Source organism: Streptomyces solitudinis (assembly GCF_036323765.1).
Taxonomy (GTDB): Bacteria; Actinomycetota; Actinomycetes; order Streptomycetales; family Streptomycetaceae; genus Streptomyces.
Window position 1 is genome coordinate 344,600 of sequence record NZ_JAZDCW010000004.1, and the last position, 24,438, is coordinate 369,037.

A 24,438-nucleotide genomic window follows, 5' to 3' on the forward strand; every position below is an offset into this window, starting at 1 on the left:
GGGCGGGTGCGGGGCGCGGGGAAGGGCGCACGGCCCTGCCCCGCGCCCCGCGGTTCAGCGGGCGGCCCGGACGGCGCCCAGGTGCTCGGCGTGCTCCTGGAGGGAGCGGACGCCGACCTCGCCGCGCCCGAGGGCCTCGATGCCCTGGACGGCGGCGGCGAGCGCCTGCACGGTGGTGAGGCAGGGCACGGACCGGGCGACGGCGGCGGTGCGGATGTCGTAGCCGTCCAGCCGTCCGCCGGTGCCGTAGGGGGTGTTGACGATGAGGTCCACCTCGCCGTCGTGGATGAGCTGCACGACGGTCTTCTCGCCGTCCGGCCCCTCGCCCTCGCTCTGCTTGCGCACGACGGTGGCCTTGATGCCGTTGCGCCGCAGCACCTCGGCGGTGCCGGACGTGGCCAGCAGCTCGAACCCGAGGGCGACCAGTTCCCGCGCGGGGAAGATCATGGACCGCTTGTCCCGGTTGGCGACGGAGACGAACGCGCGCCCCTTGGTGGGCAGCGCGCCGTACGCCCCGGCCTGGGACTTGGCGTAGGCGGCGCCGAAGACGGAGTCGATGCCCATGACCTCGCCGGTGGAGCGCATCTCGGGGCCGAGCACGGTGTCCACGCCGCGCCCGTGCACGTCGCGGAAGCGGCTCCAGGGCAGGACGGCCTCCTTGACGGAGATCGGCGCGTCCAGCGGCAGGGTGCCGCCGTCGCCCTCGGCCGGGAGCAGGCCCTCGGCGCGCAGCCCGGCGACGGTCGCGCCCAGCGAGATGCGGGCGGCGGCCTTGGCGAGCGGCACGGCGGTGGCCTTGGAGGTGAAGGGCACCGTGCGGGAGGCGCGCGGGTTGGCCTCCAGCACGTAGAGGATGTCCCCGGCCAGCGCGAACTGGATGTTGATCAGGCCGCGCACCCCGACACCGCGGGCGATGGCCTCGGTGGAGGCGCGCAGCCGCTTGATGTCGTGGCCGCCGAGGGTGATGGGCGGCAGGGCGCAGGCGGAGTCGCCGGAGTGGATGCCGGCCTCCTCGATGTGCTCCATGACGCCGCCGAGGTACAGCTCGGTGCCGTCGTAGAGGGCGTCCACGTCGATCTCGATGGCGTCGTCGAGGAACCGGTCGATGAGGACGGGGTGCTCGGAGATGAGCCCGGCGTGCCGCTCCAGGTAGGCGGCCAGGGAGGGCTCGTCGTAGACGATCTCCATGCCGCGCCCGCCGAGCACGTAGGAGGGCCGGACCATGACGGGGTAGCCGATGCCCGTGGCGATGGCCCGCGCCTCCTCGAAGGAGTAGGCGGTGCCGTACTTGGGCGCGGGCAGCCCGGCCTCGGTCAGGACGCGGCCGAAGGTGCCGCGGTCCTCGGCGGCGTGGATGGCCTCGGGCGGGGTGCCGGCGATGGGCACGCCGTTGTCCTTGAGCGCCTGCGCCAGGCCCAGCGGCGTCTGCCCGCCGAGCTGGACGATGACGCCGGCCACCGGCCCGGCCTGCTGTTCGGCGTGCACGACCTCCAGGACGTCCTCCAGCGTGAGCGGCTCGAAGTAGAGCCGGTCGGAGGTGTCGTAGTCGGTGGAGACGGTCTCGGGGTTGCAGTTGACCATGACCGTCTCGTAGCCGGCGTCGCCGAGCGCGAAGGAGGCGTGGACGCAGGAGTAGTCGAACTCGATGCCCTGCCCGATGCGGTTGGGCCCGGAGCCGAGGATGATGACGGCGGGCTTCTCGCGGGGGGCGACCTCGCTCTCCTCGTCGTAGGAGGAGTAGAAGTACGGGGTGCGGGCGGCGAACTCGGCCGCGCAGGTGTCGACCGTCTTGTACACCGGCCGTACCCCGAGCGCGTGCCGCACCTCGCGCACGACGTCCTCGCGCAGGCCGCGCAGGGCGGCGATCTGGGCGTCGGAGAAGCCGTGGCGCTTGGCGTAGGCCAGCAGGTCCGGCGTCAGCAGCTCGGCGGCGGCGATCTCGTCGGCGATCTCCTTGATGAGGAAGAGCTGGTCGGTGAACCAGGGGTCGATCTTCGTCGCCTCGAAGACCTCCTCGGGGGTGGCCCCGGCGCGGATGGCGGCCATGACGGTGTTGATCCGCCCGTCGGTGGGCCGGACGGCGGCGGCCAGCAGGCGGGCCTTGTCCTCCGGGCCCCCCGGGTCGCCGGTGAAGTCGAACTGGCTGCCCTTCTTCTCCAGCGAGCGCAGCGCCTTCTGGAGCGCCTCGGCGAAGTTGCGGCCGATCGCCATGGCCTCGCCGACCGATTTCATGGTGGTGGTGAGGGTGGCGTCGGCGGCCGGGAACTTCTCGAACGCGAAGCGCGGGGCCTTGACGACGACGTAGTCGAGCGTCGGCTCGAAGGACGCCGGGGTCTGCTCGGTGATGTCGTTGGGGATCTCGTCCAGTGTGTAGCCCACGGCCAGCTTGGCGGCGATCTTGGCGATCGGGAAGCCGGTGGCCTTGGACGCCAGCGCGGAGGAGCGGGAGACGCGCGGGTTCATCTCGATGACGATGACCCGCCCGTCGGCCGGGTTGACGGCGAACTGGATGTTGCAGCCGCCGGTGTCCACGCCGACCTCGCGGATGACGGCGATGCCGATGTCGCGCAGCACCTGGTACTCGCGGTCGGTGAGCGTCATCGCGGGGGCGACGGTGATGGAGTCGCCGGTGTGGACGCCCATGGGGTCGAAGTTCTCGATGGAGCACACGACGACGACGTTGTCGTTCCGGTCGCGCATCAGCTCCAGCTCGTACTCCTTCCAGCCGAGGATCGACTCCTCCAGGAGCACCTCAGTGGTGGGCGAGAGGGACAGGCCCTGGCCCGCGATGCGGCGCAGCTCGTCCTCGTCGTGGGCGAAGCCGGACCCGGCGCCGCCCATGGTGAAGGACGGCCGCACGACGACGGGGTACCCGCCCAGCCCGTCGACGCCCGCGACGACCTCGTCCATGGAGTGGCAGATCACCGAGCGGGCGGACTCGCCGTGCCCCGTCCTCGCCCGGACGGCCGCCACGACCTCCTTGAACAGGTCGCGGTCCTCGCCCTTGTTGATCGCCTCGACGTTCGCGCCGATCAGCTCGACGCCGTAGCGCTCCAGCGTCCCCGCTCCGTGCAGCGAGATCGCGGTGTTCAGCGCGGTCTGGCCGCCCAGCGTCGGCAGCAGCGCGTCGGGGCGCTCCTTGGCGATGATCTTCTCGACGTACTCCGGGGTGATCGGCTCGACGTAGGTGGCGTCGGCGATCTCCGGGTCGGTCATGATCGTCGCCGGGTTGGAGTTGACCAGGATGACGCGCAGGCCCTCGGCCTTCAGCACCCGGCACGCCTGGGTGCCGGAGTAGTCGAACTCGGCGGCCTGGCCGATGACGATCGGGCCGGAGCCGATGACCAGGACGGACTGGATATCGGTGCGCTTAGGCACGCTGGCCCTCCATCAGGGACGTGAAGCGGTCGAACAGGTAGGCGGCGTCGTGGGGACCGGCCGCCGCCTCGGGGTGGTACTGGACGCTGAAGGCCGGCCGGTCGAGCAGCCGCAGGCCCTCCACCACGTTGTCGTTGAGGCACACGTGCGTCACCTCGGCGCGTCCGAACGGAGTCTTCGGGGTGCCCTCCAGGGGGGCGTCCACGGCGAAGCCGTGGTTGTGCGCGGTGATCTCGACCTTGCCGGTGGTGCGGTCCTGCACCGGCTGGTTGATGCCGCGGTGCCCGTACTTCAGCTTGAACGTGCCGAAGCCCAGTGCCCGCCCGAGCACCTGGTTGCCGAAGCAGATGCCGAACAGCGGCGTGCCCCGTTCCAGGACGCCGCGCATGAGCGACACGGGGTGGTCGGCGGCGGCCGGGTCGCCGGGGCCGTTGGAGAAGAAGACCCCGTCGGGCCGCACGGCGTAGACGTCCTCCACGGTCGCCGTCGCCGGGAGCACGTGCACCTCTATGCCGCGCTCGGCCATGCGCTGCGGCGTCATGCCCTTGATGCCGAGGTCGACGGCGGCGACGGTGAACCGCCTGGTGCCGAGCGCGGGGACGACGTACGGCTCGGTGGTGGCGACCTCCCCGCACAGGTCGGCGCCCGCCATGCCGGGGGCGCTGCGCACCCTGGCCAGCAGAGCGGCGTCGGCCTCCAGCGCGTCGCCGGAGAAGACGCCGACCCGCATGGCGCCGCGTTCGCGCAGGTGCCGGGTCAGGGCGCGGGTGTCCACGCCGCTGATGCCGACGACGCCCTGGGCGGCGAGCTCCTCGTCCAGCGAGCGCACCGAGCGCCAGTTCGACGGCCGGCGGGCCGGGTCCCGGACGACGTAGCCGGCGACCCAGATGCGCCGGGACTCCGCGTCCTCGTCGTTGACCCCGGTGTTGCCCACGTGCGGGGCCGTCATGACGACGACCTGGCGGTGGTAGGACGGATCGGTCAGCGTCTCCTGGTAGCCGGTCATGCCGGTGGAGAAGACGGCCTCGCCGAAGGTCTCGCCCACGGCGCCGTAGGTCCGGCCGCGGAAGACGCGTCCGTCCTCCAGGACGAGTGCGGCGGGTGCGGGGGTGCGGGTGGAGGTCGTCATGCTGCGCCTTCCCGGTCGTGCCGTCCGGCGACGGCGCTGTCGCCGGTGTGTGCGGTGGTGTGTGCGGCGGCCGGGCCGGCCGCGGCGGCCTGCGTGACGGCCGTGACCCAGCGCGGGTGCTCCGCCGGGTGGTCGGCGCGGAAGCCGGAGTCCAGGGTCCGGTCGCCGAGCTGCCAGGTGATCACGAGCATGCCGCCCTCGGTGACCACCTTGCCGGCGATGCCCTTGTCGAGCCGGGCGCCGCGCAGTGCCTCGCGGGGAATGGCGAAGTCCCGCGCGCCGGGCCGCAGCACGGTCAGGCCCCGCGCGGTCAGGCTCAGCTCGACGCGGCTGCGGGTGCCGAGCCCGTGCGCGACGATGCGCTCCAGCCACTGCCCGGCGGCGGTGGAGCCGTGGTAGCGGCCGGTCAGGGTCAGCTCGGGGGTGTCCGCCGTGGCGGGGACGGGCGCGGGCTCGGGCAGGTCGCCCTGGAGGGTGGCGCGCCACTTCCAGCCCTGCCGCATCAGCCAGTAGACGAGGGCGATGACCAGGATCATGCCCACGACCCAGCCGATCCGCTCGGCCCAGTGCGTCACCTCCTGTGACTTGCGCTCGACCGCGCCGTCCGCGAGGAGTGTCAGTACGTCTGTGTTCACGCCAGCTTCCCGTCCGTCACCGTGGCCCGGCCCCGCAGGAAGGTGTGTGTGACGCGGCCCGGCAGCTCGCGGCCCCGGTAGGGGGTGTTGCGGCTGCGGGAGGCGAAGCCCGCGGGGTCCACCTCTCCACGGTAAGCCGGATCGACCAGCGTCAGGTTGGCGGGCTCACCGGGCGAGACGGGGCGGCCGTGCCCGGCGAGCCGTCCGATGCGGGCGGGCCGGAAGGACATCCGGTCGGCGACGTCCGCCCAGGTGAGCAGCCCGGTGTCGACCATGGTGTGCTGCACGACGGACAGGGCCGTCTCCAGGCCCACCATGCCCATCGCGGCCGCGCCCCACTCGCAGTCCTTGTCCTCGTGCGGGTGCGGGGCGTGGTCGGTGGCCACGCAGTCGATCGTCCCGTCGGCCAGCGCGTCGCGCAGGGCCAGCACGTCGGCCTCGGTGCGCAGCGGCGGGTTGACCTTGTAGACGGGGTCGTAGGAGCGCACCAGCTCGTCGGTGAGCAGCAGGTGGTGCGGGGTGACCTCGGCCGTGACGTTCCAGCCCTTGGCCTTGGCCCAGCGCACGATCTCCACCGAACCGGCCGTGGACAGGTGGCACACGTGCACCCGGGAGCCGACGTGGGCGGCGAGCAGCACGTCGCGCGAGACGATGGACTCCTCGGCGACGGCGGGCCAGCCGCCGAGGCCCAGCTCGGCGGAGACGACGCCCTCGTTCATCTCGGCGCCCTCGGTCAGCCGGGGTTCCTGGGCGTGCTGCGCGATGACGCCGTCGAAGGCTTTGACGTACTCCAGGGCGCGGCGCATGATCACCGCGTCGTCCACGCACTTGCCGTCGTCGGAGAAGACGGTGACACCGGCCGCGGAGTCGTGCATGGCGCCCAGCTCCGCGAGCTGCTGGCCGGCCAGCCCCACGGTGACGGCGCCCACGGGCTGCACGTCGCAGTAGCCGGACTCGCGGCCCAGCCGCCACACCTGCTCCACGACGCCGGCGGTGTCGGCCACGGGGAAGGTGTTGGCCATGGCGTGCACGGCGGTGAAGCCGCCGCTGGCCGCGGCGCGGGTGCCGGTGAGCACCGTCTCGGAGTCCTCGCGGCCCGGTTCGCGCAGGTGGGTGTGGAGGTCCACCAGGCCGGGGAGCAGGACCAGCCCGGCGGCGTCGACGACGGTGGCACCCGCGGCGTCGAGGCCGGTGCCGACCTCGGCGATGGTCCCGCCGTCGATCAGGACGTCCCGCGCCCCGCCGCCGAGGACGTCCGCGCCGCGGATCAGGGTCTTGGCTGTGCTCACTTGCTCTCCTCGGTGGGGCGTGCGGTCGGTTCCCCGGCGGCCAGGGCGGCGCCGCCGAGCAGGAGGTACAGGACGGCCATGCGGATGCTCACGCCGTTGGTGACCTGCTCGACGGCGGTGCAGCGCGGCGAGTCGGCCACGTCGGCGGTGATCTCCATGCCGCGGTTCATCGGCCCCGGGTGCATGACGAGCGCGTGGTCCGGCATCCGGGCCATGCGGGAGCCGTCGAGGCCGTAGCGGCGGGCGTACTCGCGCTCGGTCGGGAAGAAGGCGGCGTTCATCCGCTCGCGCTGGACGCGGAGCATCATGACGGCGTCGGACGTGGCCAGGACGGCGTCGAGGTCGTAGGAGACCTCGCACGGCCAGCTCCCGACGCCGACCGGCACCAGGGTGGGCGGCGCGACGAGGGTGACGTGGGCACCGAGCGTGCTCAGCAGGTACACGTTGGAGCGGGCGACGCGGCTGTGCAGGATGTCGCCGACGACGGTGACCCGGCGCCCGGCGAGGTCCGCGCCGGCCCCGCCGCCGAAGCGGCGGCGCATGGTGAACGCGTCCAGCAGCGCCTGGGTGGGGTGCTCGTGGGTGCCGTCGCCGGCGTTGACGACCGATCCGCCGATCCACCCGGAGGTGGCCAGCCGGTGCGGGGCGCCGGAGTCGTGGTGCCGGATGACGACGGCGTCGGCGCCCATGGCCTCCAGGGTGAGGGCGGTGTCCTTCAGCGACTCGCCCTTGGAGACGGACGAGCCCTTGGCGGAGAAGTTGATGACGTCGGCGGACAGGCGCTTGGCGGCGGCCTCGAAGGAGATCCGGGTGCGCGTGGAGTCCTCGAAGAACAGGTTGACGACGGTGCGTCCGCGCAGCGTCGGCAGTTTCTTGACCGGCCGGTCGGCGAGGCGGGCCAGCTCTTCCGCGGTGTCGAGGATGAGGACGGCGTCGTCGCGGGCGAGGTCGGCGGCCGAGATGAGGTGGCGCTTCATCTGTGTGCCTTCCGTGGGTGCGGGGCGGGGCGTGCGGGCGAGGGGTCCGGCGGGCGGCGGTGGCCGGCCGGCGGGGCAGGCGGGCGTGCGGCAGGGCCGCACCGCGCGGGGCGGGGCGGGGCGGACGCCGGGCGGTGCGGGACTACCTGCCGTCGTCGGGGGTGGCGCGCACGCCGAGCAGCACGCCGTCGCGGCCGTCCTCCTCGGTGAGCTGGACGCGGACCGTCTCGCGCAGCGAGGTGGGCAGGTTCTTGCCGACGTAGTCGGCCCGGATCGGCAGCTCGCGGTGGCCGCGGTCCACCAGGACCGCGAGCTGCACGGCGCGGGGGCGGCCGATGTCGCCGAGCGCGTCGAGGGCGGCGCGGATGGTGCGGCCGGAGAACAGGACGTCGTCGACGAGGACGACGAGCGCGCCCTCGGTCCCCTCGCCGGGGATCTCGGTGCGGGCGAGCGCGCGGGCGGGGCGCAGCCGCAGGTCGTCGCGGTACATGGTGATGTCCAGCGAGCCGACCGGGACGGGGCGGGAGGTGATCTCCTCCAGCTTGGCGGCGAGCCGCCGGGCGAGGTGCACGCCGCGGGTCGGGATGCCGAGGAGGACCACGTCCTCGGCGCCCTTGGCGCGTTCGACGATCTCGTGGGCGATGCGGGTGAGCACCCGCGCGATGTCGGGGGCTTCGAGCACGGGCCGCGCCGGAGCGGGGGCGCCGTCCGCGGGGCCGCCGTTGGTGGTGTCCATGGGTAACGGACCTCCTTCCCCGCCTCACGGGACGGGCCTTAAAGGACGCCTGGATGGTTCACCCTCACGGTATCAGGGCACCCGGCACCGCGGCGCACGGGGTACCTGGGCCGGTCGCCGCGACGCGCTGGTCACGGCGGCCGGCGCGGGGCCGCGGGGACCCGGGTGGCCCAGGAGGTTCCCGGCCCCGGCTTGACGCCGCACATTACGCTGCGTAACCTCACAGTGAGTTACCAACGCCTCTTCCGGGGAGCCTTAATGTCCAGCGAATACGCCAAGCAGCTCGGGGCCAAGCTCCGGGCCATCCGCACCCAGCAGGGCCTCTCCCTCCACGGCGTGGAGGAGAAGTCCCAGGGCCGCTGGAAGGCGGTCGTGGTGGGCTCCTACGAGCGCGGGGACCGGGCGGTGACCGTCCAGCGCCTCGCCGAGCTGGCGGACTTCTACGGTGTGCCGGTCCAGGAGCTGCTGCCGGGCAGCACGCCGGGCGGCGCCGCCGAGCCGCCGCCGAAGCTCGTGCTCGACCTGGAGCGCCTCGCCCACGTCCCGGCCGACAAGGCGGGGCCGCTCCAGCGCTACGCGGCGACGATCCAGAGCCAGCGCGGCGACTACAACGGCAAGGTGCTGTCGATCCGGCAGGACGACCTGCGCACGCTGGCCGTCATCTACGACCAGTCGCCCTCGGTCCTCACCGAGCAGCTGATCAGCTGGGGCGTCCTGGACGCGGACGCCCGCCGGGCCGTGGCCCACGAGGACGCCTGACCGCCCTGCCCGCCCGCCAGGGCCGCCGCGTCCGCCTCCCCGCCGGGGCGGACGCGGCGGAGCCGCCGTCCGGCGGCGGCGTGCGGGCGGGCCCGCGACGACGGCCCAGGGGCCCGGAACGGCTGTTCCGGGCCCCTGGGCCGTTCCTCTCGGCGGCGCGGGCCGCCTCGCCTCACGCGGCGGGGCCCTTTGGCCCGCGCAGGCCCGGCGCCAGCTCCTTGAGCTTGCCGAGCAGGCCGTTGACGAAGGCGGGCGACTCGTCCGTGGAGAACTCCCTGGCGAGCTGGATGCACTCGTCCAGCACGACGGCGTCCGGCGTGCCGTCCTCCCACAGGAGTTCGTAGGCGCCCAGCCGCAGCAGGTTGCGGTCCACCGCGGGCATCCGGTCCAGCGTCCAGCCCACGGAGTGCGTGGCGATCAGCTCGTCGATGCGGGCGGCGTGCCGCGCGTAGCCCTCGACGAGCTGCATCGTGTACTCGCTGACCGGCGGCTGCCGGCTGTCGGTGCGGGCGTGCCGCACCCAGTCGGCCAGCACGTCGGTCACGCCGCTGCCGCGCTGGTCGGATTCGAAGAGGATCTGGAAGGCGCGCTTGCGTGCTTTGGTGCGAGCAGCCACGGTTAGCTGTTCACCCGGCCGAGGTACTCGCCGGAGCGGGTGTCGACCTTGATCTTCTCACCCGTGGTGATGAACAGCGGCACGCCGATCTCGTAGCCGGTCTCCAGGCGGGCGGGCTTGGTGCCGCCGGTGGAGCGGTCGCCCTGCACACCGGGCTCGGTGTGCTCGATGACCAGCTCGACGGCGGCCGGCAGCTCGACGGAGAGCGGGTTGCCCTCGTACATCGCCACGGTCGCCTCGAAGCCCTCGATGAGGTAGTTCGCGGCGTCCCCGACCGTCTTGCGGTCGACGTGGAGCTGGTCGTAGGTGTCCAGGTCCATGAAGACGAAGTACTCGCCGTCCATGTACGAGAACTGCATGCTGCGCCGGTCGACGGTGGCGGTCTCGACCTTCGTGCCGGCGTTGAACGTCTTGTCCACGGTCTTGCCGGACAGCACGTTCTTCAGCTTGGTGCGCACGAAGGCAGGGCCCTTGCCGGGCTTGACGTGCTGGAACTCGACGACGGACCAGAGCTGGCCCGCGTCGAGCTTGAGCACCATGCCGTTCTTGAGGTCGTTCGTGGTGGCCACGGTCGCGGAATCTCCTACAGACGCTGCTTCGGGAACCAAGGGCACCGGCCCCGCGGGCCCGCCCGGGGCTCAGAGAGCGAGGAGCTCCTTGGTCGTGATGGTGAGTAGCTCCGGCCCGCCGTCCGACAACGAGCGGACGACGAGTGTGTCATCGATCCGGACGCCGCCCCGGCCCGGGAGGTGGACCCCTGGTTCGACGGTGACCGGCACACAAGCGTCCAGTTTACCCACGGCCGCGGGCGACAGCGCAGGGTCCTCCCCGATTTCCAGCCCGACCCCCGCTCCGACGGCCGGCCCCAGGGCCCCACCGTACCCGGCGGCCTCCAGAAGCTGCCGGGCGGCCCGGTCCACCGCCCGGTACTCGGTGCCGGGCGCCAGCGCCTCGCGGGCGGCGCGCTGGGCGGTGAAGACCAGGTCGTAGAGGCGGATCTGCCAGTCGGCGGGAGCGGTGCCGATGACGAAGGTCCGGCCGATGCGGCACCGGTAGCCCCGGTAGCTGGCGCCGAGCCGGACGGTGAGGAAGTCGCCCTCCTCCACCCGCAGGTCGCTGGGGACGTGGCCGGCCAGCCCCGAGTGGCGCCCGGTGGCGACGGAGGTCGGGAAGGCGGGCCGTTCGGCGCCGTGGTCGATGAGGCGGCGCTCCAGCTCCAGCGCGAGGTGGCGTTCGGTGCGGCCGACGAGGATGGACTCCAGCAGCTCCCCGAGCGCCTGGTCGGTGATCTCGGCGGCGATGCGCAGCGCCGCGATCTCCTCGTCGTCCTTGACGAGCCGCTGCCGCTCCACCGCGCAGCCGAGGTCGGCCAGGCGCAGCCGGGGCGCGGCGGCGGCCAGCACCCGGTGCCGGGCCACCGTCAGGTGGTGCTCCTCGACGGCGAGGACGGCGGCCCGCGCGGCGGCGGCCAGTCCGGCGGCGACGGCCACCGGTTCCGCGTCCGGCCCGGGCAGCGCGTGGACGCGCAGTGCGTCACCGAGATCGGGCGGGAGCGACGGGCCGGGCCGGCCGTCCTGCCGGGTCACCAGCGTGTCGCGGCCGTCCGGGGCGAGCAGCAGGGCGGCGCCCGGCGGGGCGCACCCGGTGAGGTAACGCAGGTTGGCCGGCGCGGAGACCAGCACGGCCGTGGCCTCGTCCGCCGCGGGCCGGTCGCGCAGCCGGGAGCGACGGGCCATGTGCACCTCGGACATGCCCTGAGCGTACGGCGCAGGGAGCGGCCCGGCCCCTCCAGCGCACCCGGACGGGGGTCCGCCCCGCCGCAGGCCGCAGGGCGGGGCGGACCCCCGTGTCACCAGGAGGGCGGGCTGGCCAGGCTGCGTGCCACGGCGTCGTCCAGCAGCCGGGCGGTGCTCTCCACGTCCTGCCGTGAGTTGTCGATGATGGGCAGCCCCGAGCCGTACCAGCCGGCCATCCGGCCGTGGATGCGGGCCACCTCCTCGTCGGTGAGGCGGCGGTTGCCGCGGCGCTCGGCGTTGCGTTCCAGGACGACGTCCAGGCCGGGCAGCAGCACGACGGGGATCAGTCCCGGGCCGACGTGCCGCTTCCACCCGCCGAGGCCCACCACCGGCCAGTCGGGGAAGACGGCGTCGTCCAGGACGCAGGAGATGCCGTTGGCCAGGAAGTTGCGGGCGGCGAAGCCGCAGGTCCTGCGGGCGAGCCGGTACTGCGCCTCGGAGCCGTCGTGCCAGCCCTGCTGCGGGTCGGCGAAGCCGGACCTGACCCATTCGCGGACGTCGTCGAGGCTGATGTGCGCGGTGGGCACCCGGCGGTGGTCGGCCCAGTACCGGGCGACGGTGGTCTTGCCCGCGCCGGCCGGGCCGATGAGCAGGACGGCGACGGCCGCGTGGGCGGCGTCCGGCGCGGCCGTGCCGCCGGCCGCGGCGTGCACCGGCTCGCCGGGGCGCGGCGGGGTGCGGACCGGCCCCGCGGGCGGCAGCCGTACCTGCCCGGTCGCCTCACCGGAAGCGGGCGGTGCGGCGGGCGGCGCGCCCGGGGCCGGGGGCTGCGGGTGGTGCTGCGGCGGGGGAACGGCGTGCGGGGGCTGCGGCGGCGGTCCGCCGGGCGCGGGCGGGCCGCCCCAGCCGGGGCCGCCCCCGCGCTCGGCGGGCGGGCGCGCGGGCTGCGGCGGGTGGCCCGGGGGGACGGGGTGGTGCGCGCCCTGGCCCGCGTAGTGCTGCATCCGGTCCCACTCCGTCGTCCGGCGCGCCGTCACGGCGCGCATGCCCCTTCGTCCACCGCACGGTACCGCTCCCCCGCGGCACCGCGGCCGCGCCCCTGCGCGCACCGCTACCCGCCGGCCGGTTCCCGTCAGCCCGCGCCGCCGCCCGCGTCCGTCTGCTCGGCGAGGGCGCGCAGGGCCAGCCGGTAGGAGCCGATCCCGAACCCGGCGACGGTGCCGCTGGCGACGGTGGCCACGACGGAGGTGTGGCGGAACTCCTCGCGGGCGTAGGGGTTGGAGATGTGCACCTCGATCAGGGGCGCGGTGCGCTGCGCGGCGGCGTCGCGCATGGCGTACGAGTAGTGCGTGAACGCCCCCGGGTTGAGGACGACGGGCACCCGGCCGTCGGCCGCCTCGTGGAGCCAGCGCACCAGCTCGCCCTCGTCGTTGGTCTCCCGCACCTGCACCTCGAACCCCAGCTCGGCACCGAGGGCGGTGCACTCCTCGACGAGCCCGGCGTAGGTGGTGGAGCCGTAGACGTCCGGCTCGCGGGAGCCGAGGCGGCCGAGGTTGGGCCCGTTGAGCACCAGGACGGGACGCGGGGAAGGGTGCGCGGAGGGGCTCACTCGGCGATCTCCGCGTGGGCGGCCAGCAGCATGGCCGGGTCGGGGCCCTCCAGCACGGCGGGGCGGGCGAGCCCGTCGAGAACGATGAAGCGCAGCCGGTCGCCGCGCGTCTTCTTGTCCACCTTCATGGTCTCCAGCAGCTTGGGCCATTGGTCACCGCGGTAGGTGACGGGCAGGCCGACCGCCTTGAGGACGGTGCGGTGCCGGTCGGCGGTGGCGTCGTCCAGGCGCCCGGCGATGCGGCCGAGTTCGGCGGCGAAGACCAGGCCGACCGCGACAGCGGCGCCGTGCCGCCAGTTGTAGCGCTCGTTCTTCTCGATGGCGTGCGCGAGGGTGTGGCCGTAGTTGAGGATCTCCCGCAGCCCGGCCTCCTTGAGGTCGGCCGAGACGACGTCCGCCTTGACGCGCACGGAGCGCTCGATGAGTTCGGCGGTGTGCGGCCCGCCCGGCACGCGGGCTCCTTCGGGGTCCGCCTCGATCAGGTCGAGGATCGCCGGATCGGCGATGAAGCCCGCCTTGATGACCTCCGCGAGGCCGGAGACGTAGTCGTGGACGGGCAGGGAGTCCAGGGCGGCCAGGTCGCACAGCACCCCGGCGGGCGGGTGGAAGGCGCCGACGAGGTTCTTGCCCTCGGCGGTGTTGATGCCCGTCTTGCCGCCGACGGCGGCGTCCACCATGCCGAGCACGGTGGTGGGCACCGCGATCCAGCGCACCCCGCGCAGCCAGGTGGCGGCGACGAAACCGGCCACGTCGGTGGTGGCCCCGCCACCGACACCGACGATGACGTCGGTGCGGGTGAAACCCGTCTGGCCGAGCGCCTTCCAGCAGTAGGCGGCGACCTCGGCCGTCTTGGACTCCTCGGCGTTCGGCAGTTGCACGGCGACGGCCTCGTACCCCTGCTCCGCGAGGTCGCGGCGCAGCACCTCGCCGGTCTCGGCCAGTGCCTCGGGGTGCAGGACGGCCACCCGGGCCGCCTGCTCGCCGATGAGCCCGCGCAGCTCGCCCAGGAGCTGCCGCCCGATGAGGACGTCGTACGCCTCACTGCCCGCGCTCGCGCCGACGGTGATCCGGATGGGGGTCTTGGGGCTCATGCCTTCCTCAGGTCCAGGACGTCGAGGACGTCGTCGGCTACGTCGTGGGGTGTGCGGCCCTCGGTGCTGACCACCGCACGGGCCACCTCGGTGTACAGCGGGCGGCGCTCCTCCATCAGGGCCCGCCAGCGCTGCCGGGGGTTGACGGCCAGGAGCGGCCGGGGGGCGTCCAGGCCCACACGGCGGACCGCCTCGGCGACGCCCGTCTCCAGGAAGACCACCGGGCGCCCGGCGAGCAGGGCGCGGCTCTCCCCGGCCAGCACCGCGCCGCCGCCGAGGGCGAGCACGCCGTCGTGTCCGGTGACGGCGGCACGCACCGCCGCGCGTTCCAGGTCCCGGAAGTGCTCCTCGCCCTCGTCGATGAAGAGGTCGGAGACGGGCTTGCCCGCCTCCGTCTCGATGTCGGTGTCGGTGTCCCGGAAGGTGACGCCGAGGCGCTCGGCCAGCAGGCGCCCGACGGTCGTCTTGCCCGCGCCCATGGGGCCGACCAGGATGACGGCCGGGCCGCTCACCGCACGGCCAGGTGGTCGAGGAAGCCGGTGACGTTGCGGCGGGTCTCGGCGACGCTGTCGCCGCCGAACTTCTCCGCGACGGCGTCCGCGAGCACGAGGGCGACCATGGCCTCGGCCACGATCCCGGCGGCGGGCACCGCGCACACGTCGGAGCGCTGGTGGTGCGCCCTGGCCGCCTCCCCGGTGGCCACGTCCACCGTGGACAGCGCGCGGGGCACGGTGGCGATGGGCTTCATCGCGGCCCGCACCCGCAGCAGTTCGCCGGTGCTCAGCCCGCCCTCGGTGCCGCCCGAGCGCCCGGAGGCGCGGCGGATGCCGTCGGCGGTGCCGACGATCTCGTCGTGGGCCTGGGAGCCGGGGACGCGGGCGAGGTCGAACCCGTCGCCCAGCTCGACGCCCTTGATGGCCTGGATGCCCATGAGGGCCGCGGCCAGCCGCGCGTCCAGCCGCCGGTCCCAGTGGACGTGGCTGCCCAGGCCCACCGGCACGCCGTGGGCGAGGACCTCGACGACGCCGCCGAGCGTGTCACCGTCCTTGTGGGCCTGGTCGATCTCGGCGACCATCGCCTCGCTCGCGGCCTGGTCCAGGCAGCGCACCGGGTCCGCGTCCAGCCGTCCGACGTCGCCGGGCACGGGCAGCGTGCCCGCGGGCGCCCGGGCGGCGCCCAGCTCCACGACGTGCGAGACGATCTCGATGCCGGCCGTCTCCTTGAGGTAGGAGCGGGCCACCGTGCCCAGGGCCACCCGGGCCGCGGTCTCCCGCGCCGAGGCCCGCTCCAGGATGGGCCGTGCCTCGTCGAAGCCGTACTTCTGCATGCCCGCCAGGTCGGCGTGGCCGGGGCGGGGCCGGGTGAGCGGCGCGTTGCGGGCGAGGGCGGCCAGCTCCTGCGGATCGACCGGGTCAGCGGCCATCACCTGCTCCCACTTGGGCCACTCGGTGTTGCCGACCATGACCGCCACCGGGGAGCCCAGGGTGCGGCCGTGCCGCACGCCGCCGAGGAAGGTGACCTCGTCGCGCTCGAACTTCATGCGGGCGCCGCGGCCGTAGCCGAGCCGCCGCCGCGCCAGGGCGTCCGCCACCATCTCCGTGGTGACCGGGACGCCGGAGGGCAGCCCCTCCAGCGTCGCCACCAGTGCGGGTCCGTGGGACTCCCCCGCGGTCAGCCAGCGCAACCTGCTCAACGGTGCTCCTCACTCGCCGGTGCTTGCCCCCGATCCTGCCACGTCCGCAGGACAGCACCGGACGCCGGTCCACCTCGCGGACACCCCGTCCGGCAGGCGGACCCGGCCCGGGCGGGCGCGCCGGCCCGGGCGGGCGCGCCGGGCGGGGCGCTCAGGCCGGACGGGCGGCCAGCGCCGCCTGGCCGGCGGCCCGCATGGCGGCGAGCGGGGCGGGGGCGCGGCCGGTCATCTGCTCCACCTGGAGCGCGGCCTGGTGGACGAGGAGGTCGAGGCCGCCGACGACCTGCCCGCCCGCCCGTTCCCACGCCGCCACCAGCGGGGTGGGCCAGGGGTCGTAGAGCACGTCGAAGAGGGTGCCGGGCCGCCCGGGCACGGACCCGGCGAGCACGTCGGCCGTTCCGGCCGGGGTGGTGGCGATGACCAGCGGCGCGGTGAGCGCCGCCGCCGCCCGCTCCCAGGGCTCGGTCTGCACGTGGACGCCCAGCCGCTCACCCCAGCCGCGCATCTGGACGGCCCGCGCCTCGCTGCGCACGTAGGCCGTCACCGTCCCCGGGCAGACGCGGGCGAGCGCGGCCAGCGCGGAGGAGGCCGTCGCCCCGGCGCCCAGCACGGCGGCCTCGGGCACCTGTCCGAGGCCGCGCTCCCTGAGCGCCGCCACCATGCCGGGGATGTCGGTGTTCTCGCCGTGCCGCTCGCCCTCGCCGGTGAACACCACGGTGTTGACGGCCTCCACGGCCGCCGCCGTCTCGCTCACCCGGTCCAGCAGCGGGATGACGGCCCGCTTCAGCGGCATGGTGAGCGACAGTCCCGCCCAGCCGGGGCCCAGGCCGTCCAGGAAGGCGGCGAGCCCGGCCTCCTCCACCTCGAAGCGCTCGTAGGTCCACTCGCCCAGCCCGAGTTCCGCGTAGGCCGCGCGGTGCAGCACCGGGGAGAGGGAGTGCGTGATGGGCGAGCCGAGGACGGCCGCGCGGTGCTGGACGCCGCTCACTCGTCCTCCTCCTTCTGCCGGGCCATCTCCTCGTTGAAGTCGGCCACGTGCTCCTGGTGCTCCTCGTAGGTCGCGGTGAAGCGGGTGTCCCCCGGCTTGACGGTCACGAAGAACTGCCAGTCCCCGTCGGCCGGGTTGGTCGCCGCCTCGATGGCGTGGTGGCCCGGGTTGTCGATCGGCCCCGGGGGCAGGCCCGCGTTGCGGTAGGTGTTGTAGGGCGAGTCGAGGTTGGTGTCCGCCACGGAGACCTCAAGGGTGGAGCGGCCCATCGCGTAGTTGATGGTGGAGTCGAAGTCCAGCTTGCCGTTGGTCTCCGGGTTCACCTCCAGCCGGTTGTAGATGACCCGCGAGACCTTGGCGAAGTCGTCCTTGTCCTGCGCCTCGGCCTCCAGCAGCGAGGCGATGACGAGCACCTCGTAGGGCGTGTGGCCGACCTCGCGCGCCTTGGCCACCAGGCCGACGCGGTCGAACTCGGCCTTCGCCCGCTCGACCATCTCGGTGAGGACGGCGGCCGGGTCGGTGTCCTTGGAGACGCTGTACTTGGAGGGGAAGAGGAAGCCCTCCAGCGGGTCCACCGGGTTGTTCTCGGCCCAGGACGGCAGCTCCACGTCCAGCTTCTCGGCGGCCTTCTCGGTGGTGCCCTCGGGGGAGCCGGTCTTCTCGTCGATCATCGCGTAGATCTCGCTGGCCCGCCGCCCCTCCGGGACGATCAGGCCGCTCTGGCTCGCGGGGTCGAGGATCAGCTCGAAGGCGTTCTCGGCGGACATCTCCTTGCGGAGCGTGTAGATGCCGGGCTGGACGTGCTGGCCCTCCGTCCCGCCGGCCTGGCTGACCTCCACGAAGGCGTCGTGGCTCTTGACCACACCGGCCTCCTTGAGGATGTTGGCGACCTGGGACAGCGACGCCCCCTCCGGGACCTCCACCTGCACCTCGCCGGTGCCCTCGCCCGCGTAGTCGGGGGCCGGGCCGAAGCGGCTCTGGTAGAAGCTGTAGCCCGCGTAGGTCGCGCCGCCCGCCCCGCCGAGCAGTACCAGGGCCACGACCATGCAGGCCATGCCGTTCTTCTTGCCGCTCTTCTTCCCGCCGCCGCGCTGGGTGCGGGCGGCCCGGCGCCCGGCCCGGGTGGCGGGTTCCCCGGCACGGCCGTCCTCCTCGCCGCCGTCCGCGCGCTCGCCGTCGCGTCCGGCGAAGAACGCCTGCTCGCCCTCGTCCGGTCCCGGGTCCCAGCCGGTCTCCGGGTCCGGTCCGGGCGCGGGCTCCGGTGTCCGGACCCGCCCGGTCCCGGCGGGTGGCGGCGCGCCGGGCCGGTACGCGTCCTGCTCGTCCGGCGGTCCGTACCCGTCCTGCCGCTGCGGGGGCTCCGGCTCGTGCCGCTGCCCGTACGGGTCCTGCTCGTGCGCCTGGTGCGGCTCGTGCTGCCGGTAGGGGCCCTGCTGGTGCGGGCCTTGCTCGTAGGGGCCTTGCTCGTGCGGGCCTTGCTCGTAGGGGCCTTGCGGGTCCGGGTCCTGCGGGTAGGCGCCTTGCTGGTACGGGTCCGGTGCGCGGCGCTGCCCGTAGGCGTCCTGCTGCCCGTACGGCTCCTGCTCGTGCGCCTGGTGCGGCTCGTACGGCCGGTAGGGGTCGTGCTGGGGGGCGGACTCCTGCTGCCGCGGCGGCGCCGGGTAGGCGCCGGGGGCGTCGTAGGAGCCGGGCGGTGCGCCCTGGCCGCCGTAGGGCTGGGGCGGAAGCTGCGCCCCGTACGGATCACCGGGCCCGCCGCCCCCGGGCTCCGGGGAGCCGTGCTGCCCGGGCTGCGTCTGCCAGACGGCGTAGGGGTCGTCCTGCGGAGGCGGCTGCTGCTGCGCCTCCGGGTAGGACGGCTGCTGGTGCCCGTAGCCGTCCCAGCCGTCCTGCTGCCGGACGTTGCCGTCCCAGCCCCGGTCCCCGTAGAGCGGGTCCTCGGGATGCCACGGTTGGGAGCCTGGGCCCCGGCCATACTCAGTCATCGATCCCCTATGCCGCGCTTCGGCAACGTGCCCGTACTCGGACGGCGTGCAGATTTTCGACAGGCCGCCGTGTCGCGCGGAACGTTACCGTACTGCGATCAGACAACCACTTCGACGCACTGGCCCGGCGGCCGCCCCGCCACCCGTTCGGTCTCCAGGGCGCCCTGGAGGATCACCACGGCGGCGGCCTGGTCGATGCGTGCGCGGCCCTTCTTCGCGCTCACGCCGGAGGCCCGCATCGACTGGGCGGCGGTGACGGTGCTCATCCGCTCGTCCACCAGCCGCACCGGCACCGGCGCGATCCGCCGCGCCGCCTCCCGGGCGAAGGCCCGTACCTTGGCGGCGGCCGGTCCCTCGCCCCCGTTCAGGGAGCGGGGCAGCCCGATCAGGACCTCCAGCGGCTCGTACTCCGCGACGAGTTCCGCCAGCCGCCGGTGCGCCGCCGGACGGTCGCGCCCCGGCACCGTCTCGACGGGCGTGGCGAGGAGCCCGTCGGGGTCGCACGTGGCGACCCCGATCCGGGCGTCCCCGACGTCGACGGCGAGCCGCCTGCCGCGTCGCATCAGGCGCCGACCAGCGATTCGCCGACCTGCCGCTCGACGGCGGCCAGCGCCTCCTCGACGGCGGCCGCGTCCTGGCCGCCGCCCTGGGCGATGTCCGGCTTGCCGCCACCGCCGCCGCCGAGCGTCTTCGCGGCGGTGCGCACCAGGTCGCCGGCCTTCAGGCCGCGCTCGCGGGCCGCCTCGTTGGTGGCGATGACGGTGAGCGGGCGGCCGTTGACCACGCTGAACAGCGCGACGACGGCGGGCCGGTCGGCGGGGATGCGGCCACGGACGTCCAGCACCAGCTTGCGCAGGTCGTCGGCGGTGGTCCCGTCGGGGACCCGGGCAGTGGCCAGCGCCACGCCGCGCACGTCCCGGGCGCCCTGGGCCAGCCCCGCGGCGGCCTGGAGCACCTTCTCGGCGCGGAAGCGCTCGATCTCCCGCTCGGCGTCCCTGAGCCGGGTGAGCATCCCGGAGATGCGCTCCGGCAGCTCCTCGGGCCGGCCCTTGACCAGGTCGGTGAGCTGGGAGACGACGGTGTGCTCGCGGGCGAGGAACTGGTAGGCGTCGACACCGACCAGGGCCTCCACCCGGCGCACCCCCGAGCCGATGGAGGACTCGCCGAGCAGCTTGACCAGGCCGAGCTGGGCGGTGTTGTGCACGTGGGTGCCGCCGCACAGCTCCTTGGAGAAGTCACCGATCGTCACCACGCGCACCCGGTCGCCGTACTTCTCGCCGAACTCGGCGATGGCGCCCTGTTTGCGGGCCTCGTCCATCGACATGACCTCGGCGGTGACGTCGAGTTCGCGGGCAAGGACCTCGTTGATCTGCTGCTCCACGTCACCGAGCACCGTGCCGGGCACGGCGGTGGGCGAGCCGAAGTCGAAGCGGAACCGCCCGGGGGCGTTCTCCGAACCGGCCTGGGCGGCGGTCGGGCCCAGCGCGTCGCGCAGCGCCTGGTGGGTGAGGTGGGTGGCGCTGTGGGCGCGGGCGATGGCACGGCGGCGCACGACGTCGATCACGCAGTAGCCCGCGGCCCCGACGGTGACCTCGCCGACCTGGACGACGCCCTTGTGCACGCTGACGCCCGGCACCGGCTGCTGCACGTCGCGCACCTCGACGACGGCCCCGCTGGCCAGCTTGACGCGTCCGGTGTCGGCGAGCTGGCCGCCGCCCTCGGCGTAGAAGGGGGTGCGGTCGAGCACGACCTCCACCTCGTCGCCCTCGTGGGCGGCCGGGGAGGGAACGCCGTTCACCAGGAGGCCGACAACGGTGGTCTCGCCCTCGGTGTGGTGGTAGCCGGTGAACTCGGTGGCGCCGGCGGCGTCGGCGACCTGCCGGTAGGCGGACAGGTCGGCGTGGCCGGTCTTCTTGGCCTGGGCGTCGGCCTTGGCCCGCTCCCGCTGCTCCTTCATCAGGCGCCTGAAGCCCTGCTCGTCCACGCTCAGGCCCTGTTCGGCGGCCATCTCCAGCGTGAGGTCGATCGGGAAGCCCCAGGTGTCGTGGAGCAGGAACGCCTGGTCGCCGGAGAGGACGGAGCCGCCGGCGGACTTGGTCTCGGTGACGGCGGTGTCCAGGATGTTGGTGCCCGCCCGCAGCGTCTTGAGGAAGGCGGCCTCCTCGGCGAGGGCGACGGCCCTGACGCGGCCCCGGTCGGTGACGAGTTCGGGGTACTGCTGCCCCATCGTGTCGATGACCGTGTCGACCAGGGTGCCCACCACCGGGTCCTGGGAGCCGAGCAGCCGCATGTTGCGGATGGCGCGGCGCATGATGCGGCGCAGGACGTAGCCGCGGCCCTCGTTGCCGGGGGTGACGCCGTCGGCGATGAGCATGACGGAGGTGCGCAGGTGGTCGGCGATGACGCGCAGGGAGACGTCGGTGCCGGGGGCCGCGCCGTACCGGACGCCGGTCAGCTCGGTAGCCCGGTCGATGACGACCCGCAGGGTGTCCGTCTCGTACATGTTGTGGACGCCCTGGAGGATCATCGCCAGGCGTTCCAGGCCGAGGCCGGTGTCGATGTTCTGCGCGGGCAGGTCACCGAGGATCTCGAAGTCCTCCTTGCCGGTGCCCGCGCCGCGCTCGTACTGCATGAAGACCAGGTTCCAGATCTCCACGTAGCGCTCGTCGTTGACGGCCGGGCCGCCCTCTTCGCCGAACTCCGGACCCCGGTCGTAGTTGATCTCCGAGCAGGGGCCGCACGGCCCCGGCACGCCCATGGACCAGAAGTTGGGGCCCATGCCCAGGCGCTGGATGCGTTCGGCGGGCACTCCGACGACGTCGCGCCAGATGCGCTCGGCCTCCTCGTCCCGCTCGTAGACGGTGATCCACAGCCGCTCGGGGTCCAGCCCGTAGCCGCCGTCGGCCTGGGCGGTGGTCAGCAGCTCCCAGGCGAGCCTGATGGCCCCTTCCTTGAAGTAGTCCCCGAAGGAGAAGTTGCCGCACATCTGGAAGAAGGTGCCGTGCCGGGTGGTCCTGCCGACCTCCTCGATGTCCGGCGTGCGCACGCACTTCTGCACGCTGACGGCCCGGTCGTAGGGCGGCTTGGCCTCGCCGAGGAAGTACGGCTTGAAGGGCACCATGCCCGCGTTGACCAGCAGGAGCGTCGGGTCGTCCGCGATCAGCGACGCCGACGGCACGACCGTGTGCCCACGCTCCTGGAAGAAGCTCAGCCAGCGGCGGCGGATTTCAGCCGACTCCATCAGTGGTCCTCATTTCCGTGACTGCGGTGGGGCGGGCCGCTCGTGGCCCGCGGGTCCCGTCCGGGAAGCGTCGGGGGGCGCTGCCGCGCGGACAGCTCGCGCGCGCGGCGGGCGCCGTCGGGGTGCGGGGTGAGGCCGAGCGCCTCGTTCAGCTCGTGTTCGCGCTGGATCATCTGGGACCGCGCGTCCACGGCGATCTCCCTCAGCCGGTGCCCGGCGATGACGGCCCGGTCGGCGGCGCGGACGGCCAGCGACTCGGGCGCGAGGCTGCGCAGCTTGCGATTGACCTTGGTGGTGGCCCAGACGCCGGCGGCGGCGCCGGCGCTGAACCAGAAGGTGCGTCGGAACATGGGGCCGTTCAGTCCTTTCCGGCGCCGCGCCGGCGGCGGGCGCGGCGGGCGGAGGGCAGGCCGCCCGCCACGACGACGGTGGACTTCGGCGGCTCGGTCCCGCGGCCCAGGGCCCGGCGCACCCCGTAGCCGAACGCGGCGACCTTCACCAGCGGTCCGCCGAAGGCGGTGGAGACGGTGGAGGAGAGCGCGGAGGCGTTGGCGGTGACCTCCTGGACGTCGGCGGCGATGGCGTCCACCCGGTCGAGCTGGCTCTGCGCGGAGCGCACGGTCGCGGACGCCTCACCCAGCAGGGGCACCGCCTGCTCCGTGACGCCGGACACCAGCTTGGTGGCGGCCTTGAGCGTCTGGGCGAGCCTCACGAGCACGACGGCGAGGAACGACACCAGGATCGCCCAGAAGACCGCCACGAGGAGACCGGCCACCTCTCCACCGGACACGCTGCACCGCTTCCCTCGGGTTCATGGTCGGGGCCTGCCGCCGGACGGGCCCTGGCGGCAGGTTTCGACCTTATCGCGCGAGGGCGCCCGGCCCGTAACGCATTGGGCGTGCGGCACCGGGCGGCCGCCGGCGGACGTCGCCTGCGCCCGGGGGCGCGCCCGCGCCGCCGCCCCCGGGCGGCCGGGACGGTCCTGGCTCGGGACCGTTCCCGGCCGCCCGGGGGCGGGACGGCGGCGGGGCGTCAGCGGGCGTAGTACTCGACGACGAGCTGCTCGTCGCAGATGACCGGGATCTCCTTGCGGTTGGGGTCCCGGTCCAGCCGGAACGCCAGCGCCTGGAGGTTGACCTCCAGGTAGCGCGGGATCTCGCCGTCGGGGGCGAAGCCGCCCTCGCGCGCCACCAGGAACGGCGTCTTGGAGCGGCTGCGCTCGCGGACGGCCACCACGTCGTCGGGCCGCACGCGGAACGAGGGCTTGTCGACCTTGCGGCCGTTCACCTCGATGTGGCCGTGCACGACCATCTGACGGGCCTGGTAGATGGTGCGGGCGAAGCCCGAGCGCAGGACGAGCGCGTCGAGGCGGCGCTCCAGCTCGACGATCAGCGCCTCGCCCGTCTTGGTGTCGACCTTGCGGGCGCGGTCGTAGGCGCGGACCATCTGGCGCTCGCTGATGTCGTACTGGGCGCGCAGCCGCTGCTTCTCCAGCAGCCGGACCTTGTAGTCGCTGTTCTGCTTGCGGCCCCTGCCGTGCTCACCCGGCGGGTAGGGACGCTGCTCGAAGTACTTGACGGCCTTCGGGGTCAGCGCGATGCCGAGCGCACGCGACTTCTTGACCTTGGGACGCGACTGGTTCACGTGGAACGAACCTCCGTGTAAGTTAGGTGAGGCTTACCTTAGCGGAGGAGAACGCATGTTTCGACCTGGGAGCCCCCTGCCCGGTACCGAGAACGACACCGGGGCGGGTCAGCCGCGTCCCGTGGAAGACGCCGGGCGGCCCACAGCCGCCGAGCGCGTACGAACCCTCGTCGAATCCAGCGTATCGGTCGTGCTCGCGATTCCCGGCGCCGAGCCCGGCGGACTGGGCACCACGCTGCCCAGCGGCTGCGCCGTCGCCCCGGACGGCGACGTGTTCCTGCTGGTCAGCGGCGACTCCTGCGCCGCCAGGGCCGCCACGTACGCCCGGGGCGACGACGTGGTGGCCGTGATGGACCTCACGGACGTCGCCCCCGTCGCGGTGCCGCACCGCATCCGGGGCCGCGCGCAGATCGGCGGCTGGCTGACCGCCGTACCCGGCGCGGAGCTGCCGGGCATCCGCACGCTGCTGGCCGGCCGACTGCCGTCCGCACCGGCCCCGGACGCCCCCGGGCAGGTGCTGCTGCGCCTGGAGGTCGGCGAGGCCACCGTGGAGGACCTGTGGGGCACGGCCCAGGTGGAGCCGGAGGAGTTCGCCGCCGCGCGCCCCGACCCGCTGGCCGCCCACGAGGCCGACCTGCTCCAGCACCTCGCCGCCGCCCACGGTGAGCAGGTGCACGGGCTGTGCGCGCTGCTGGGCGAGCGGGCGGAGACCTGCGCCACCGGACTGCGGGCGGTGCCGCTGGCGCTGGACCGCCACGGGCTGCGGGTGCGCTACTGCCCGCCGGCCGGGGGCGAGGGCGAGACGTTCGACGTGCACTTCCCCTTCCCCGACCCGGCCGAGGACGTGGTCCGGCTGCGCCAGGCGATGCACCGGCTGTTCGACGCCGCCGACGCCCCGGACCCGGCCTGAGCGCCCCCGGCGCCCCGCACTC

23 protein-coding genes are annotated in these 24,438 nt (G+C 74.1%); 2 read left to right on the forward strand and 21 right to left on the reverse strand.

Annotated elements, in window-relative coordinates; all coding sequences use genetic code 11:
- Nucleotides 1-54: 54 nt before the first annotated feature.
- From carB to pyrR, 6 genes are all read right to left on the reverse strand, one after another.
- On the reverse strand, nucleotides 55-3,378 hold the full coding sequence (gene carB / locus V1J52_RS12795; protein WP_330139851.1) for a carbamoyl-phosphate synthase large subunit: 3,324 nt from the start codon (nucleotides 3,376-3,378) through the stop codon (nucleotides 55-57).
- Nucleotides 3,371-4,507 (reverse strand): glutamine-hydrolyzing carbamoyl-phosphate synthase small subunit, encoded by a 1,137-nt coding sequence (gene carA, locus V1J52_RS12800; RefSeq protein WP_330139852.1) that lies wholly within the window; start codon nucleotides 4,505-4,507, stop codon nucleotides 3,371-3,373. The genes carB and carA overlap by 8 nt, the downstream gene beginning before the upstream one ends.
- A complete protein-coding gene (locus V1J52_RS12805; RefSeq protein WP_330139853.1) occupies nucleotides 4,504-5,142 on the reverse strand; it encodes a PH-like domain-containing protein in 639 nt (212 codons plus the stop codon). The genes carA and V1J52_RS12805 overlap by 4 nt, the downstream gene beginning before the upstream one ends.
- Complete coding sequence (locus V1J52_RS12810; protein ID WP_330139854.1) at nucleotides 5,139-6,431, reverse strand: dihydroorotase; 1,293 nt, start codon at nucleotides 6,429-6,431, stop codon at nucleotides 5,139-5,141. Before V1J52_RS12810 ends, V1J52_RS12805 begins: the two co-directional genes overlap by 4 nt.
- Entirely contained in the window at nucleotides 6,428-7,408 is a 981-nt protein-coding gene (locus tag V1J52_RS12815; protein WP_330139855.1) for an aspartate carbamoyltransferase catalytic subunit, read from the reverse strand. Before V1J52_RS12815 ends, V1J52_RS12810 begins: the two co-directional genes overlap by 4 nt.
- A 142-nt stretch (nucleotides 7,409-7,550) precedes the next feature.
- Complete coding sequence (pyrR, locus tag V1J52_RS12820) at nucleotides 7,551-8,144, reverse strand: bifunctional pyr operon transcriptional regulator/uracil phosphoribosyltransferase PyrR (protein WP_330139856.1); 594 nt, start codon at nucleotides 8,142-8,144, stop codon at nucleotides 7,551-7,553.
- Nucleotides 8,145-8,402: 258 nt separating this feature from the next.
- Here pyrR and bldD point away from each other — a divergent pair, with 258 nt between their 5' ends.
- On the forward strand, nucleotides 8,403-8,903 hold the full coding sequence (bldD, locus tag V1J52_RS12825) for a transcriptional regulator BldD (protein ID WP_191208980.1): 501 nt from the start codon (nucleotides 8,403-8,405) through the stop codon (nucleotides 8,901-8,903).
- Nucleotides 8,904-9,075: 172 nt separating this feature from the next.
- On the opposite strand, the gene nusB is transcribed toward bldD, so the two are convergent.
- The 15 genes from nusB to rpsD form a co-directional block, all read right to left on the reverse strand.
- Nucleotides 9,076-9,519: a transcription antitermination factor NusB gene (gene nusB, locus V1J52_RS12830; protein WP_330139857.1), complete on the reverse strand. Its 444-nt coding sequence runs from the start codon at nucleotides 9,517-9,519 to the stop codon at nucleotides 9,076-9,078.
- A 2-nt stretch (nucleotides 9,520-9,521) separates the two neighbouring features.
- Nucleotides 9,522-10,088 (reverse strand): elongation factor P, encoded by a 567-nt coding sequence (gene efp / locus V1J52_RS12835; protein WP_330139858.1) that lies wholly within the window; start codon nucleotides 10,086-10,088, stop codon nucleotides 9,522-9,524.
- Between the two features lie 69 nt (nucleotides 10,089-10,157).
- A complete protein-coding gene (locus V1J52_RS12840) occupies nucleotides 10,158-11,270 on the reverse strand; it encodes a M24 family metallopeptidase (protein WP_330139859.1) in 1,113 nt (370 codons plus the stop codon).
- 98 nt (nucleotides 11,271-11,368) lie between these two features.
- Nucleotides 11,369-12,259 (reverse strand): AAA family ATPase, encoded by an 891-nt coding sequence (locus V1J52_RS12845; protein WP_443075822.1) that lies wholly within the window; start codon nucleotides 12,257-12,259, stop codon nucleotides 11,369-11,371.
- A 128-nt stretch (nucleotides 12,260-12,387) separates the two neighbouring features.
- Nucleotides 12,388-12,864, reverse strand: a complete 477-nt coding sequence (gene aroQ, locus V1J52_RS12850; protein ID WP_330139861.1) for a type II 3-dehydroquinate dehydratase — start codon at nucleotides 12,862-12,864, stop codon at nucleotides 12,388-12,390.
- Nucleotides 12,861-13,955 carry a 3-dehydroquinate synthase gene (gene aroB / locus V1J52_RS12855; protein WP_330139862.1) on the reverse strand — a complete coding sequence of 365 codons (1,095 nt, stop codon included), beginning with the start codon at nucleotides 13,953-13,955 and terminating at the stop codon, nucleotides 12,861-12,863. Before aroB ends, aroQ begins: the two co-directional genes overlap by 4 nt.
- On the reverse strand, nucleotides 13,952-14,467 hold the full coding sequence (locus tag V1J52_RS12860) for a shikimate kinase (RefSeq protein WP_330139863.1): 516 nt from the start codon (nucleotides 14,465-14,467) through the stop codon (nucleotides 13,952-13,954). The genes aroB and V1J52_RS12860 overlap by 4 nt, the downstream gene beginning before the upstream one ends.
- The gene (gene aroC, locus V1J52_RS12865; RefSeq protein WP_330139864.1) at nucleotides 14,464-15,648 is read right to left on the reverse strand and encodes a chorismate synthase; all 1,185 of its coding nucleotides are present in this window, start codon (nucleotides 15,646-15,648) and stop codon (nucleotides 14,464-14,466) included. Before aroC ends, V1J52_RS12860 begins: the two co-directional genes overlap by 4 nt.
- A 151-nt stretch (nucleotides 15,649-15,799) precedes the next feature.
- Nucleotides 15,800-16,636, reverse strand: a complete 837-nt coding sequence (locus V1J52_RS12870; RefSeq protein ID WP_330139865.1) for a shikimate dehydrogenase — start codon at nucleotides 16,634-16,636, stop codon at nucleotides 15,800-15,802.
- Nucleotides 16,633-18,621 carry an endolytic transglycosylase MltG gene (gene mltG / locus V1J52_RS12875; protein ID WP_330139866.1) on the reverse strand — a complete coding sequence of 663 codons (1,989 nt, stop codon included), beginning with the start codon at nucleotides 18,619-18,621 and terminating at the stop codon, nucleotides 16,633-16,635. Before mltG ends, V1J52_RS12870 begins: the two co-directional genes overlap by 4 nt.
- A 98-nt stretch (nucleotides 18,622-18,719) precedes the next feature.
- The gene (gene ruvX / locus V1J52_RS12880; RefSeq protein ID WP_330139867.1) at nucleotides 18,720-19,184 is read right to left on the reverse strand and encodes a Holliday junction resolvase RuvX; all 465 of its coding nucleotides are present in this window, start codon (nucleotides 19,182-19,184) and stop codon (nucleotides 18,720-18,722) included.
- Nucleotides 19,184-21,862 carry an alanine--tRNA ligase gene (gene alaS / locus V1J52_RS12885; protein ID WP_330139868.1) on the reverse strand — a complete coding sequence of 893 codons (2,679 nt, stop codon included), beginning with the start codon at nucleotides 21,860-21,862 and terminating at the stop codon, nucleotides 19,184-19,186. The genes ruvX and alaS overlap by 1 nt, the downstream gene beginning before the upstream one ends.
- Nucleotides 21,862-22,212, reverse strand: a complete 351-nt coding sequence (locus V1J52_RS12890) for a DUF6167 family protein (RefSeq protein ID WP_330139869.1) — start codon at nucleotides 22,210-22,212, stop codon at nucleotides 21,862-21,864. Before V1J52_RS12890 ends, alaS begins: the two co-directional genes overlap by 1 nt.
- Before the next feature lie 8 nt (nucleotides 22,213-22,220).
- Nucleotides 22,221-22,652, reverse strand: coding sequence for a DUF948 domain-containing protein (locus V1J52_RS12895; RefSeq protein ID WP_330139870.1), 432 nt, complete (start codon nucleotides 22,650-22,652; stop codon nucleotides 22,221-22,223).
- 242 nt (nucleotides 22,653-22,894) lie between these two features.
- On the reverse strand, nucleotides 22,895-23,506 hold the full coding sequence (gene rpsD / locus V1J52_RS12900; protein WP_330139871.1) for a 30S ribosomal protein S4: 612 nt from the start codon (nucleotides 23,504-23,506) through the stop codon (nucleotides 22,895-22,897).
- Nucleotides 23,507-23,561: 55 nt separating this feature from the next.
- On the opposite strand from rpsD, the gene V1J52_RS12905 reads away from it, so the two are divergent.
- Nucleotides 23,562-24,416 carry a DUF2470 domain-containing protein gene (locus tag V1J52_RS12905; protein WP_443075810.1) on the forward strand — a complete coding sequence of 285 codons (855 nt, stop codon included), beginning with the start codon at nucleotides 23,562-23,564 and terminating at the stop codon, nucleotides 24,414-24,416.
- The last annotated feature ends 22 nt before the right edge of the window (nucleotides 24,417-24,438 follow it).